This window comes from Curtobacterium sp. NPDC087082, assembly GCF_044745045.1.
In the GTDB taxonomy this organism is placed as follows: Bacteria; Actinomycetota; Actinomycetes; order Actinomycetales; family Microbacteriaceae; genus Curtobacterium.
Genome location: NZ_JBIUZN010000002.1, coordinates 314,990 through 327,890 on the forward strand (window position 1 = coordinate 314,990; position 12,901 = coordinate 327,890).

The following is a 12,901-nucleotide window of genomic DNA, read 5'->3' on the forward strand; positions in this document are numbered from 1 at the left end:
CGGGCTCAGGAGCATCGTAAGCACAGCGGGAGGCCGTGCGGAAGAGGGTGCGGCGTGGCGCGTCGGACCCCAGTTGGTGGGGGTCGGGTCAGCCGTTCGTGGCGGGGTCCGCGACGGTCCCCGACGTGCCTCCGGAAGCGCCGTCGAGTACGAAGATGAAGCCCGAGAGCGTCCAGGTCGTCGAACCCGTGTCAGCGGACGCCGGGGCCTCGTCCCCGGTGGTCTCCCCCTGGGTCGACCCGGTCCCGATGGAGTTGACGAGGAACAGCCGCGCACCCTTCTGCACGCCCGACGTGAACGCCATCGCCTGGGCATCGGAACCGTCGACCGACACCGACACCGGGATCACGATGAAGTTGCTCGCCGTGATGAGTGGATCCGTCACCGTCTTCGGTGCTGCGACCGCAGTGCTGCTCCCGCCGGTGGGTTCCGCCGTTGCGGAGGGAGCCGGGATCGCCGCGGCTGTCGCGCTGCCGTCGGCCGGGGCCGCCGTCGACGCAGGAGGGACGTACGCCTGCGCGTCTCCGAAGGTCAAGGACGAGATCGTCAGACCGTTCGCCTCGGCGAGTTGGTTGAGCTCCTTGATGAAGGGCGTCGTGTCCGTCGACTCCGGGATGGAGGCCTCGAGCGTCGCGAGGTCGGCCTTCAGCGTGCCGAGCTCGCTGTACTGCTTCTCGAGTCGAGCGAGCTCCGCCCGCACGGTGTCGTTCCGGCTGTCGATGTCCGACCGCTGCTGGGCTGACGTGGACGCCGCCGCGAGCTGTGGTTGCACGCCGACGAACCAACCACCGAGCGCGAGCGCCAGCGCCGCGAACCCTGCGACGATGAGGGAGAGCTTGTTGCGGTCCACGTCAGTCGCCCTTCGCGTACTTGCCGTCGTACGCCTTCTCGTTGATGTGCACGGTGATGTCGGCCGTGTACCCGCCCGACGACTGCTTCGTGATCGACGCGATCGACGAATCGACGTAGCCCGGCAGGGCGCTGAGCGAGTCCGTCCAATCGGGGACGGACGGGATGGTCGGGCTGTCGACCGTCACGGAGATCGTGGCGATGCGCTGCCCCTGCAACGGCGTCGACGACTGCGTGTAGGCGGAGATCGGTCCGGCTGAGTCGACCCCGAGGCTGGAGATCGTGACCCCCGACGGCAGCGCCCGCTGCAGACCTGCGATGTACGTGCTCCAGTCGATCTCGGTCGCGCCGCCCACTCGCTGACCGGCTTCGATGAGGGCGGACTGTTGCTCCGTCGACCGGACTTCGCCGTACTTCTGCTGCTGTTGCAGCAGCGCGTTCGTCTCGCTCTCCGCCGACGCCAACTCGCTCGCGGACTGCGCCGCGGACAGCCCTGCCCCGGCGATGGCGAGCGCCGCGGCGACCCCGACCACCACGACCCCGAGCCAAGCGCGACGAGCCAGCGCTCGCTGACGCCGTCCGATGTGGACCTCGATCGGGAGGAGATCGACGCGGGGCTCGCCCCCGACGACCGCGGCACCCTTGCCGGCCTTGCTCGGTGGGATCGGTGCGGTGACCTTCGCGCGCGGAGTGGTCCGGAGGATCCGACCCGCCATGGACGTCTGTGTCATGCTGCCCTGCTCCCGATGGCGAGCCCGTACGCGACCGCGACGTCGTGTCCGCGTGCTGAGACGTCAGCAGCGTCGATGCTCCGAGCGAGCGCCGCGCCGGCGAAGACGTCCCCGACCACGACGGGGAGTCCGGTCTGCTCGGACAGGGACTGCGCGAGCCCCGCCAGCCGGGCGCCTCCCCCTGCGAGGACGATCCGGTCGACGCGTTCCGTGGGCCGCGTGTTGACGTAGTAGTTGATCGTGTTCCGGAGACTCGAGAGGACTTCGCCGACCGCCTCCTGCGCGACGGAGATCGCGCGCATGTCGTCGGCGGTGCGCCCGCTCCCCGCGATCCCCAGGTGCCGCTTGACGAGCTCCGCCTGGTCACGATGGATGTCGAGGCTCGTCGCGAGTCGAGTGGTCACGTCCTCGCCGCCGGTCGGGATGATGCGGACGAACTGGGGGATGCCGTCGAGTGCGATCACCACGCTCGTCGTGTCCGCGCCGAGCTCGATGAGCGCGATGGTCCCGCCGTGCCCCGGCCGGCTGACGAGCGCACGGGTCATCGCGAAGGGGATCAGGTCCACGCCTGCCGGGTTGAGTCCGGCCTGCTGCGCGGCCTTGACGTTCGCGAGGACCGCGTCCTTCACAGCCGCGACCAGGAGGCCGTGGAGGACCGGGCCGCTCTCGCTGACCCCTTCGGACGTGGGGTAGAAGTCGAGGATCGCGTCACCGACCGGGACGGGCAGCATGTCCTGCACCTGAAAGGGCAGCGATTGTCGGACCTGGGCGATCGGCGCCTTCGGCACCGTCAGGTCGCGGGAGAGCACGCGCTGGTTGCCCATGCCGAGCACCACGTTGCGCGAGCGGAAGCGTCCGATCGACCAGAGTTCCTTCAGGGCTCCGGCGACGGTGTTCGGCTCGAGGACCTCCCCGCGGCTCACGGACCCGTCAGGCGTGGGGACCTCGGCGATGCGGACGACCGTCGGACGCGACCCGTGTGGGTCACTGACCTCGACGCCACGGATCGCGGCGGACGAGATGTCCAGACCGACGATGCTCTTTGCCATGTTCGACGCTTTCGAGAGTGGGTGGGGCAGGGATTCAGGCGAGGCCGAGGAGCGACAGGTAGGCGTTCCACAAGGGTGCGCCGAAGAAGACGCCGATCCATGCGCCGGCGAGCATCCAGGGGCCGAACGGGATCCCGGACCGGCGGTTGCCCGCGCGGACGATCAGGACTCCGATCGCGAAGGTACCGCCGAGGACGAAGGCAGCGAAAGCACCCACAGCGAGGGGTCCCCATCCGAGGTACGCGAGCGCGAACCCGATGACGACGGCGAGTTTGACGTCGCCGAGGCCCATGCCGCCGGGTACCGCGACCGCGAGGACGAGGTACGCGCCCCCGAGCACGATCGCACCGAGAGCGGCGCGGAGGCAGGCCTCGAGGTCTCCGCCGATCGCTGCGGCCGCGGTGAGCAGGACGGCGATGACGACAGCGGTCGGGTACGTGATCGCGTTCGGGAGCCGAGCGGTGTCGAGGTCGATAGCGGCGAGCGCCACGCTCACTGCCATCAGGTACCCGAAGGCGATCAGGATGAGCACCCCCGCGACCAGTGGTCGCCAACCCGTGGTGGATCCCGGCGCGAAGCGGAACAGGACGAGGACGAACGCGACACCGGTGATCAGCTCGACGACCGGGTACCGGGCGGAGATCCCCGTGCCGCAGTCCCGGCACCGTGCGCGGAGCACCAGCCAGGAGATGACGGGCACGTTGTCCCGCCGTCGGATGCCGTGTCCGCAGTTCGGGCACGCGCTCGCCGGCGAGACGACCGAGAGTCCCGCCGGAACACGGTGCACGACGACGTTTAAGAAGGAGCCGACTGCGAGCCCGAGCGCCCCGCTCAGCGTGGCGAGTGCGATGACGATGCCGCTCATGAGGCTGGGGTCCCGTCTGCGCTGAAGGCTGGCTTGACCTCGACCTGGGTCGTCGCCCCGTACGTCGTCGCGACCGGCTGGAGGAACTTCGGAGGAGCTGTGGTCAGGAGTCGCTTGTCGTACGAGTACGCCTTGCTGAAACCCGTCCCGCCGGTCGTCGCCACCGGGCCGCGGTACTTCTGGGCGATGGACCCGAGCACCGTGAGCGTGCCCTGACCGTACGTCCGGATGGCACTGGGGCTGTTCGAGGCCGCGTAGCGACCCTGGTCGTAGTTCTGGACGGTGAACGTGCCGTTGTTCGAGGCGATCGCGGCGTCGATCTCGAAGTCCTTCGCAGCGCGGCTCCCGCTGACCCAGTTCATCGGGACGCACTGGTAGCCCCACGAGGAGTAGCCCTGGCGGTCCCAGTAGGTCGAGGTGAAGTCAGTGCACATGGAGGACGCGACCGGGTTGTAGACCCACACCGCTTTCTGCCCGACGAGGCCGAGCAGGTTCGGGTTCGCGCTCGCGCCGGAGTTCACGTAGGTCAGGTCTCCGGTGACGTACACGTAGTTCTGCGCGGCCACCGTCATCGCGCCCTTGAACTGCCCCTGCACGAACACGTCGCCGCTCTGGCATCCGTACGGCGTGCTGACGCTCAGGGTCTTGGTGGTCTCGCCGGCTGCCGGGTACCCGACGCCATTCCCGCTCTGGCTGCCGTCCGCGCTCTTGCAGGAGTAGTTGGACGGCGTCGTGGAGCCCCAACGGTTCGGGTCACCGGTCGTCGAGGGCACGTTCTGCACGTAGGCGAGGTTGTTGGGCAAGACGTCGAGCGTCTGCCCGCCGGGACTTCCCAGAGTGTTGCCGGAGGAGCTGTAGCCCGGGGTCCCGCACGCGGGTGCGGCCGTGGATCCGCTCGCCGGGTCTCCGGTGATCTGGACCGCCTTCGTCCACGGTGAGTAGACCGTCATCTTGCCCGCGCTCGTGAACTTGATCGTGGTCGGACCCGTGTAGAGACATCCGGGTTGCGGAACAGTCGACGTCTTGAGGTCGCTCCGTGTCTCCTGCATGAGGTTCGTGTTCGTCGGCGGCAGTCCGATGGATGAGACGTGCTGGACCTGCTTGAGGCCGGTCGTCGAGTTCTTGGCGAAGATCGCGCTGCTGCACCCGCTCGGCTTGCTGTAGACCCCGTCCGCCGTCGTCGACTGGACATCGTTCTGGAAGGTCGCACCGCAGATCGTGAACTGGTCGTTCGAGCGCACCGGACCGGCGAGCGTGTCGCGGGCCGCGAACTGGATCGCAGCGCACTTCGTGACGCCCCGGGGCGCCGTCTCGTTCCAGTGGAGCGGTGTACAGCTGTCGCCCGTGATCGCCGGGTCACCAGATTCGTAGTCGGTGAAGTACAGGTAGTTGATGAAGCCGGTGCCCTTGAGGTTCGCGACGAGTGACCGTGTGACGGTCCCGGCCTTGCCGGTCACACGGACCTTGACGACGCCCTGCCCGTAGTAGTTCGCGTTGTTCACCTCGTACCGGAACGACTGACGGTACTTGCCGTCGCGTGACCCGTCAGCGGCGACGTTGTCGCTTCCGGGCACTCCCACCCACTCGCCGTTCGTCGAGGTCGAGAAGGCCTTGTTGCCCTTCGTGCTCGAGAAGGTGCTCCCGGTGCTGAACGACGTGCCGAGCGCGCCGTACTGCTCATAGGAGTTGTCCGCGCTGATCCGGCTCTGGTAGTCGGCGAGGCCCGCGTACGCCGCGGCCCCCGCGTTGTTCCAGTCCTCGTCGCGGTTCGACTTGATGGTCCCGCTCACTGCCGTTGCGAGCACGGTGGTGACGATGATCATGAGCACGGCTGCGGTGCCGATGACCGTGACGAGCACCGCGCCCCGTTCGCCGTCCTGGTGGAGGGCGCGGAAACGCCTGAACAGGCCGCCGCTCATAGGTTCTCCTGCATGACGTTGGGGAGCCCGACGGTGGTCGCCGTCAGGACGTTCGAGTAAGCGCCGACGGTGGTGGAACCGACCTCGAGGTTGACCTGCACGTAGCGGACGTCGTCGAGCTGACCCGGGTCGGCCACCGGGTCGAGCGGCGTGGTCTGGTCGACGCCGAGGTACGCGAACGGCGTCGCCGTCGAGGACGCGACGGCCGGGGCGAGGACGCGCCGTGAGCTCGGCGAACCGGGGTAGGCAGGGAAGGTCCAGTACCCGTCGGACCCCGTGACGGCAGTGGCGGGCCACTGGGTCTCGACGAGCTGGCCGCCCGTCACCTCGAACTGGACCATCACCGGCTTCGTCTCCGCGGACGTCAGGTTCACGAACGCGAAGAACCTGACCAGGGTCGGCGACGCGACGATGAAGGCCGGGTCGGACTCGTCGTTGACGATCGGGTTCTCGGTCGCACCACGGAACATCCGACTCATCTCGTTGAGGACGTTCGAGGAGACTCGCGTGTTCTGGTCGATCCTGTTCACTGATCCCTGTGCCTTCTGCGCGGCGCCGAGGAACCCGGCAGCGGTGGCGACGATGATCATCGACAGGGCCATCGCAACGAGGAGCTCTGCGAGCGTGATCCCCCGATCGTCGCGTCGTACCCGCGCGATCCAGGCGCGCATCACGAGCTCCTCGGATCGAGCATGATCGTGGATCCGCTGACCGTCGCTTTCGACTTGCCCGCGAGTGTGACACTCGTGCCGATCGAGAGCCCCGCCACGTTGAGCACGGTCGCCGAGATGCTGTACGTGCCGTAGGGCAACGCGAGGGTCTGCGTCGTCCCGGTTCCCCTGGCAAAGGTGTAGCTCGTCGCCGGCGCCGTCTTGCACCCCGGATCCGCCGGGTCGAGCACGGTCGTCGGGGTCGCGGTGATGACTGCGGCACCGATCGCGGTCTTCACGGTGAAGGTCCCCATCGGGACGCTGACCGCGCCCGTCCCGCCCGGCGACGCCGCGACGTTCGCGGCGGCCGGGGCCACCTTGCCGTCACTCGCGGCGGTCGTCCAGGATGTCCAGTCGACGTCGGTGCACGCGCTCGCGACCGGGCTGCCGACGTACGAACCCGTCATCGCGTTGTACCCGTCCGGGAACGGGAAGAGCCGCTGTGCGCCCGTGCTCGGGACGACGGTGTCGTTCGTCGGGTTCCGGTAGGTCATGGTGAGGTTGGTCGGTGTCGCGGCGCCCGACGTCTGGAGCGACGGCGTGTAGGTCGCAGCGGTGTCGTACTGGAAGGACGCGGTCGCGGTCCCGCCGCCCGTGACCGTGACCGCCGAGGTGGGAGACACCTCCTGCGAACTGCTGATGCCCCCGGTCCGGGTGATCGTGACGACGTAGTTCCCCGGGGTCACGCCTCGGGCCACCGAGCATCCGGTCGCCGACGTCGCAACCGGCTGCGCCGTGAGCGACTTGGCTCCCGCCGGGTCGGTCGGGCTCGGCACGATGGCGACGGACACACCGGCGCTGCCGGTACCGGTGGCGCCGACGACGCCGACGAAGATGACGCCGGAGTCCGGGCTGCTGGAGTCGCTGCCCGGCGAGACGAGTGCCGTCATGCGGACGGGAGCGTACTTCGCAGCGCCGGAGCTCGAGGTCCACGAGACCTTCACGTCGACGGACTTGTTCGCGATGGTGGTCGTCGATCCGCTGAGGCCGCAGTTGCCGATGGTGCCAGCCGCGTCGGCCCAGGCAGCGGTGACCGCGATCGTGTACTGGATCCGCCCGACCGTCTGGGTCGAGGACTTCGAGACCACCTGGAAGATGTCGGTCTTGCCACGCTCGATGTCCATCGCCTGGTTCGCGAGGTGCGTGGCGACGGTGCGCGCCTTCGAGTCGTTCGTGAGGACGAGGGAGTTGATGACACCGGCGGCGACGCCCACCGAGATCACGGCGAACACCATCATCGCGACGAGGACCTCGGCGATGCTGAAGCCCGCTTCGCGGTCGTCCGGGTCGACCGGACGGAGTCGGGCAGCCAGGCTGCGGATCATCGTCATCCCCTCTCGCGGTGTCGGTGTGCGGAGAAGGGCGGGACGTTCATCAACTGAACGTCCCGCCCCATGCGTTCTCAGACCTAGGAGATCGTGCAGGGTGTCGTGGAGACGCCCTTCGAGTCCGTCGCGTAGAACTTCTTGGTGGTCGTGCTCGTCCCGATGATGCAGAACCCCGAGGTGCCGACCTTCCCGTACTGGAGCTTCGAGGTGTTCGTACCGAGAGTGGCGCCCGCGTCGGTCCAGGTCGTGTTCGGGAACGCGTCCGGCGTTGCCTTCGTACCGTCGATGCCAGCGATGGCGTCGGGGTAGGAGCCGCTGTTGGTCTGCTGCGCCACGACGGCCGTCTTGAGGTTCGAGACGTCGTTCTGGACCGACGAGTCCTTGGCGTTGTTCTGCACGCCGATGTAGATCGGGATGGCGATCGCGGCGAGGATGCCGATGATGATGACCACGACGAGGAGCTCGATGAGCGTGAAGCCCTTGTCGTTCTCTTCGAGGAGACCCTTGCGGCGAGCGTTCAGCTTGCCCATGAGAGCTGCGTACATGGTTTTCCACTCTTTCGGGAATGTAGACGGGGAATTGTTTCGGGGCTGTGCTCTGCCGCCGCGGTCAAGCGTATGGACCGCCGTTTCACGGCATAATCCCAACAACGGGGGGCTTCTGGGGTGCGAAATACCCCCATTCACAGGGGCACCCGTTCGGGGAGAAACCCCCGAACGGGTGCCAAGGCGAAGGTGCGAGCCGGCTCAGTGGATGAGCGAGGTGATCTGGAAGATCGGCAGGTACAGCGCGACGATCATCCCGCCGACCACGACGCCGAGGAATGCGATGAGCAGCGGCTCGATGAGCGAGGTCAACGCCTCGGTCGTGGATTGCACTTCGGCGTCGTAGAACTCGGCGATGCGTTCGAGCATCGTTTCGAGCGAACCGGCATCCTCACCGACCGCGATCATTTGCGAGACCATGTCCGGGAACACTTTCTCGCGGGTGATCGGAACGGCGATGGATTCGCCTTTCCGAACGGATTCCGCAACCCGGTCGAGTGCTTTCTGGACGACGAAGTTGTTCGAGACCTCGCCGACGATCTTCAATGCTTGGAGGATCGGGACGCCGGCCCCGATCATGTTCGAGAAGTTCCGCGCGAACCGTGCGACAACGATCTTCTTGTTCAACGCGCCGAACACCGGCAACCGGAGTCGGATCGGATCGAGGAACGACCGGACACGGTCCGTGTTCTTGTTCGCCCGGTACCAAAGCGCGCCGACCGCGATCGCGACGGCCAGGATCGGACCGACCCAGACCATCGCGTGCGACGCGTAGACGAGCATCATCGTCGGCAGCGGGAGCTGCCCGCCGAGCGACGAGAACATGTTCTGGAAGATCGGGACGATGAACACGAGCATCACCACGACGGCGACGAGTGACATGGCGAGCACGACCACCGGGTAGGTCATCGCCGACTTGATCGTTGAGCGGAGCTTGTGCTCCTTCTCGAAGTTCGTCGCGATCGAGTCCATGGCGCGGTCGAGGAAGCCGCCCGTCTCACCGGCCCGGATCATGTTGATCATGATCGGCGGGAAGTCGACCGGGTACTTGCCGACGGCGTCGGACAGCGACACACCCTGCTCGACCTCGGCGCGGACCTTGCCGAGGATCTCCTTCAGCTTCTTGTTCTCGCTCTGCTCGGCGAGGATCGTGAGCGCACGCAGGAGCGAGAGCCCCGAGGCGAGCATCGTCGCAGCCTGACGCGACATGATCGCCAGGTCCTTGAGCCCCACACCCTTCTCGAACCCCGGGATCTTGATCTCGGTCTGCAGTCCGGTGCCGGGCTTCGCCTCGGTGATGGCGATCGGCGAGACGCCCATGCCCCGCAGACGCTGGACGACCGCTCCTTCGGAGGACGCGTCGAGCCGTCCCTTGACGAGCTTCCCGGCGCCGTCGCGCCCCCGGTAGTCGTAGGCGAGCGACATCAGTGACCTCCTGAGTACTTGTCGCCGAAGTCGATCTCGGACGCGGCGATCGCGGCGGCCGAGGAGTCGGACGGGGACTCGACGCGCTGCACGAGGCGGTCGAAGCCCTCGTGGTCGTGCACCTTCTCCATCGCGGCAGCCCGCGTGACGGTGCCGACGTTGACGAGCTCGGCGAGGTCCTGGTCCATCGTGTGCATCCCCATGTCACGCCCGGCCTGCATGGCGGAGGTGATCTGGTACGTCTTGCCCTCGCGCACGAGGTTCCCGATGGCCGGGGTGGTCCTCATGATCTCGGTGGCGACGACCCGGCCGGCACCGTTCGCCTTCGGCACGAGCGTCTGGCAGACGACGCCCTCGAGCGTCGAGGCGAGCTGCGTCCGGATCTGCCCCTGCTGGTGCGGCGGGAAGACGTCGATGACGCGGTCGATCGTGCCGGGTGCGCTCTGGGTGTGCAGGGTGGCGAACACGAGGTGGCCGGTCTCGGCCGCGGTCAAGGCGACGGAGATCGTCTCGAGGTCGCGGAGCTCGCCGATCAGGATGACGTCCGGGTCCTGGCGCAGCACGTGCTTGAGGGCGGCGGCGAACGAGTGCGTGTCGGCCCCGACCTCGCGCTGGTTGATGATCGCCTTCTTGTGGTCGTGCATGAACTCGATCGGGTCCTCGACCGTCACGATGTGGTCGGCCCGGGTCTCGTTGACGAGGTCGATGAGCGCGGCGAGCGTGGTCGACTTGCCGGAACCGGTCGGCCCGGTCACGAGCACGAGTCCGCGCGGGAGCTTGGCGAACTCCCCCACGTGCTCGGGGATGCCGAGCTGCTTGAGGGTCTTGATCTTGGTCGGGATGATGCGGAAGGCCGCGCCCCAGTTCCCGCGCTGCTGGTAGTAGTTCACGCGGAAGCGGTACTCGGGCGACAGCGAGTACGCGAAGTCGAGTTCCTGCTCGTGGTCGAACTGCCCGGCCTGCTCCACCGAGAGCAGGGTCTTGAGGGCGGCGATCACCTTGTTCCGCGCCCACGGCCCGCCGGGGACCGCCGGTCGCAGGGAGCCGTCGACGCGCACGGTCGGGGCCGCGTCCGCGGTGAGGTGGAGGTCCGACGCACCCTGGTAGACGACCTGGGCGAGCGCGGTGATGAGGTCGGGGTCGGCGACCTCACGCGCGTGTCGGGTGAAGTTGATCTCGTCGTGGCCGGCGGGCGCGGGCACGTGGGTGGCCGCGACGTGGGCGACGGTCGGGAGGATCGTGGTCGGTTCCGCAGGCACGACCGGCAGGTGCTGGGTCACCGCGTCGGCGTAGCCGTAGGACGCGGTCGACGGCGGGACGGCTGCCGACGGCGTCGCGGGGCGAGCGTGCGGCTGCGCGACCGGCACGGCGACGGGGTCGCCGGACGGAGCCGGCCAGGACCCGCTCGGGACGGACGCGGAGGGCGCGGCGGCACCGGCGACGGGCGCAGCCGGAGCCGGCCAGGCGGTGTCACCCGACAGGTCGTAGACCGGCGCGGCCGAGGCGGGGGTGATCTGCGCCTCCACGGCCGGCGACGTCGGCTGCTGCGCCGCTGCGGCCGCGAGCCGGGCGGCGCGGCGACCGCGGACCTCGTGGCCGGGACCACCCGGGTGCCACCCCGCGACCGGCTCGTCGCCGGGCACGGAGATGTCGTAGACGGAATCGGTCATCGTTCCACTCCCACGCCTACGCGACCACGCGCAGGATCTCGTCGATGCTCGTCATGCCGAGCTTGACCTTCTCCCACCCGTCCTGGCGGAGGGTGAGCATGCCCTGCTGCTGGGCGACGCGGCCGATCTCGGCGCTCGAGGCACGCGAGACGGCGAGGCGCTCGATCTCCTCGGTCACGGTCATGACCTCGTGCAGGGCGATGCGGCCGCGGTACCCGGTGTTCGAGCACACGGCGCAGCCGACCGGGCCGAAGAACTCCGGCACGGCGGTGTCCTCGGTGCCCACGAAGCCGAGCGCCACGAGCTGCGCCGGCGTGTACTGCGCCGGGGCCTTGCAGCGGTCGCAGAGCCGTCGTGCCAGACGCTGGGCGACCACGGAGTCGAGTGCGGACCCGACGAGGAACGGCTCGATGTCCATCTCCGTCAGTCGCGTCACCGCCGACGGGGCGTCGTTCGTGTGCAGCGTGGACAGCACGAGGTGGCCGGTGAGCGAAGCCTCGATCGCGATCTGCGCGGTCTCGTGGTCGCGGATCTCGCCGAGGAGCACGACGTCGGGGTCGGACCGGAGGATCGACCGCAGGGCCGACGCGAACGTGAGTCCGGCCTTCGGGTTGACCTGCACCTGGTTGATGCCGGCCATCCGGTACTCGACCGGGTCCTCGACGGTGATGACGTTGATCTCGGGACGGGCGACCGCGTTGAGGGTCGTGTAGAGCGTCGTCGACTTGCCGGACCCGGTGGGACCGGTGACGAGGATCATGCCGTACGGCTTCGAGTAGGAGCGCTGGTACGCCTGGAAGTTCTGCTCGAGCAGGTTGAGGTCCTTGAGGGACATCGACGTGTTCGTGTTGTCGAGGATCCGCATGACGACCTTCTCGCCCCACACGGTGGGGAGCGTCGCGACGCGGAGGTCGATCTGCCTGCCGCCGTGGCGAACCGACATGCGGCCGTCCTGCGGCTTCCGACGCTCGGCGATGTCGATGTCGCTCATGATCTTGAGCCGGCTGATGACGCCGTTCTGGATGTTCTTCGGCGCCGGGGCCATCTCGTGCAGCACGCCGTCGATGCGGTAGCGCACCCGGACCTCGTGCTCGCCGGGCTCGATGTGGATGTCGGACGCGTGGTCCTGGATGGCCTGGGACACGAGCAGGTTGACGAACCGGACGATCGGGACGTCGTCGAGCGCGCCGTCGGTGAGGTCGACCTGCTGCTGGGTCTGCGCCGATGCCTCTTCCTCGAGCGAGGAGGTCAGGTCGTTCAGCTCGTCGTCGGCACGCAGGTAGCGGTCGAGTGCTGCGGCGAGGTCGCGCTCGTCGACCTGCAGCGGCTTCACGGGGCGTCCGGAGGCGGTCCGGGCGTCGTCGATCGCCAGCACGTTCGTCGGGTTCACCATCGCGAGGACGAGGACGTCGCCCTCGAACCCGACGCCGAGCACGCCGTGCCGACGGCACAGGGCCGCCGGGAGCATCGACACCGCGGTGCCGTCGACCGGGTAGTCCGTGAGCGGGACGGTCTTGGAGTTGTTCGACGCAGCGCGCGCGGTGATGTACTGCGCCTCGCTGACGAGGCCCTGGTCGACGAGCGAACGGATCGAACGGTCGTCGATCTCCTCGTCGCCGGTCATCGAGTCGAGGTGCTCGATCGGCAGGGCTCCGTTGAGGATGAGGATCTCGGACAGCGTGGCCATGAGCTGCGGAGCCTCCTTCGGGTCGCGCGCGGTTCGTGGGGACGAGCGCCGCAGGGGTTCGACGCCCGACCACGCTACGTCCGCACGGAACGGCCACCGCAGTCCCACAACGAGGGGGCGAGG

The 12,901-nt window shown here is 68.3% G+C and carries 11 protein-coding genes; all 11 read right to left on the minus strand.

Features of this window, described 5'->3' with window-relative positions:
• Positions 1-88 precede the first annotated feature (88 nt).
• The 11 genes from ACIPEP_RS06835 to ACIPEP_RS06885 all read right to left on the minus strand — a co-directional run bounded on the left by ACIPEP_RS06835 (position 89) and on the right by ACIPEP_RS06885 (position 12,778).
• On the minus strand, positions 89-850 hold the full coding sequence (locus tag ACIPEP_RS06835) for a hypothetical protein (RefSeq protein ID WP_402716820.1): 762 nt from the start codon (positions 848-850) through the stop codon (positions 89-91).
• Position 851: 1 nt separating this feature from the next.
• Positions 852-1,580, minus strand: coding sequence for a hypothetical protein (locus tag ACIPEP_RS06840; RefSeq protein ID WP_402716821.1), 729 nt, complete (start codon positions 1,578-1,580; stop codon positions 852-854).
• Positions 1,577-2,629, minus strand: a complete 1,053-nt coding sequence (gene pilM, locus ACIPEP_RS06845) for a type IV pilus assembly protein PilM (RefSeq protein WP_402716822.1) — start codon at positions 2,627-2,629, stop codon at positions 1,577-1,579. Before pilM ends, ACIPEP_RS06840 begins: the two co-directional genes overlap by 4 nt.
• Before the next feature lie 34 nt (positions 2,630-2,663).
• Complete coding sequence (locus tag ACIPEP_RS06850) at positions 2,664-3,494, minus strand: prepilin peptidase (protein WP_402716823.1); 831 nt, start codon at positions 3,492-3,494, stop codon at positions 2,664-2,666.
• Complete coding sequence (locus ACIPEP_RS06855) at positions 3,491-5,413, minus strand: hypothetical protein (protein ID WP_402716824.1); 1,923 nt, start codon at positions 5,411-5,413, stop codon at positions 3,491-3,493. Before ACIPEP_RS06855 ends, ACIPEP_RS06850 begins: the two co-directional genes overlap by 4 nt.
• Positions 5,410-6,084 (minus strand): type II secretion system protein J, encoded by a 675-nt coding sequence (locus tag ACIPEP_RS06860; protein WP_402716825.1) that lies wholly within the window; start codon positions 6,082-6,084, stop codon positions 5,410-5,412. Before ACIPEP_RS06860 ends, ACIPEP_RS06855 begins: the two co-directional genes overlap by 4 nt.
• The gene (locus ACIPEP_RS06865) at positions 6,084-7,448 is read right to left on the minus strand and encodes a prepilin-type N-terminal cleavage/methylation domain-containing protein (RefSeq protein WP_402716826.1); all 1,365 of its coding nucleotides are present in this window, start codon (positions 7,446-7,448) and stop codon (positions 6,084-6,086) included. Before ACIPEP_RS06865 ends, ACIPEP_RS06860 begins: the two co-directional genes overlap by 1 nt.
• 83 nt (positions 7,449-7,531) lie before the next feature.
• Positions 7,532-7,996: a type II secretion system protein gene (locus ACIPEP_RS06870; protein WP_402716827.1), complete on the minus strand. Its 465-nt coding sequence runs from the start codon at positions 7,994-7,996 to the stop codon at positions 7,532-7,534.
• Between the two features lie 201 nt (positions 7,997-8,197).
• Positions 8,198-9,421 (minus strand): type II secretion system F family protein, encoded by a 1,224-nt coding sequence (locus tag ACIPEP_RS06875; RefSeq protein WP_402716828.1) that lies wholly within the window; start codon positions 9,419-9,421, stop codon positions 8,198-8,200.
• Complete coding sequence (locus ACIPEP_RS06880) at positions 9,421-11,091, minus strand: PilT/PilU family type 4a pilus ATPase (protein WP_402716829.1); 1,671 nt, start codon at positions 11,089-11,091, stop codon at positions 9,421-9,423. The genes ACIPEP_RS06875 and ACIPEP_RS06880 overlap by 1 nt, the downstream gene beginning before the upstream one ends.
• Before the next feature lie 16 nt (positions 11,092-11,107).
• On the minus strand, positions 11,108-12,778 hold the full coding sequence (locus ACIPEP_RS06885; RefSeq protein WP_071295202.1) for a GspE/PulE family protein: 1,671 nt from the start codon (positions 12,776-12,778) through the stop codon (positions 11,108-11,110).
• Positions 12,779-12,901: the final 123 nt, after the last annotated feature.

What these genes read in the sequence shown, in the direction of transcription:
- ACIPEP_RS06865 (WP_402716826.1), bottom strand. Translation starts at nt 7,448, where the DNA reads ATGATCCGCAGCCTGGCTGCCCGACTCCGTCCGGTCGACCCGGACGAC.
- pilM (WP_402716822.1), bottom strand. Translation starts at nt 2,629, where the DNA reads ATGGCAAAGAGCATCGTCGGTCTGGACATCTCGTCCGCCGCGATCCGT.
- ACIPEP_RS06885 (WP_071295202.1), bottom strand. Translation starts at nt 12,778, where the DNA reads ATGGCCACGCTGTCCGAGATCCTCATCCTCAACGGAGCCCTGCCGATC.
- ACIPEP_RS06850 (WP_402716823.1), bottom strand. Translation starts at nt 3,494, where the DNA reads ATGAGCGGCATCGTCATCGCACTCGCCACGCTGAGCGGGGCGCTCGGG.
- ACIPEP_RS06880 (WP_402716829.1), bottom strand. Translation starts at nt 11,091, where the DNA reads ATGACCGATTCCGTCTACGACATCTCCGTGCCCGGCGACGAGCCGGTC.
- ACIPEP_RS06860 (WP_402716825.1), bottom strand. Translation starts at nt 6,084, where the DNA reads ATGCGCGCCTGGATCGCGCGGGTACGACGCGACGATCGGGGGATCACG.
- ACIPEP_RS06840 (WP_402716821.1), bottom strand. Translation starts at nt 1,580, where the DNA reads ATGACACAGACGTCCATGGCGGGTCGGATCCTCCGGACCACTCCGCGC.
- ACIPEP_RS06875 (WP_402716828.1), bottom strand. Translation starts at nt 9,421, where the DNA reads ATGTCGCTCGCCTACGACTACCGGGGGCGCGACGGCGCCGGGAAGCTC.
- ACIPEP_RS06870 (WP_402716827.1), bottom strand. Translation starts at nt 7,996, where the DNA reads ATGTACGCAGCTCTCATGGGCAAGCTGAACGCTCGCCGCAAGGGTCTC.
- ACIPEP_RS06855 (WP_402716824.1), bottom strand. Translation starts at nt 5,413, where the DNA reads ATGAGCGGCGGCCTGTTCAGGCGTTTCCGCGCCCTCCACCAGGACGGC.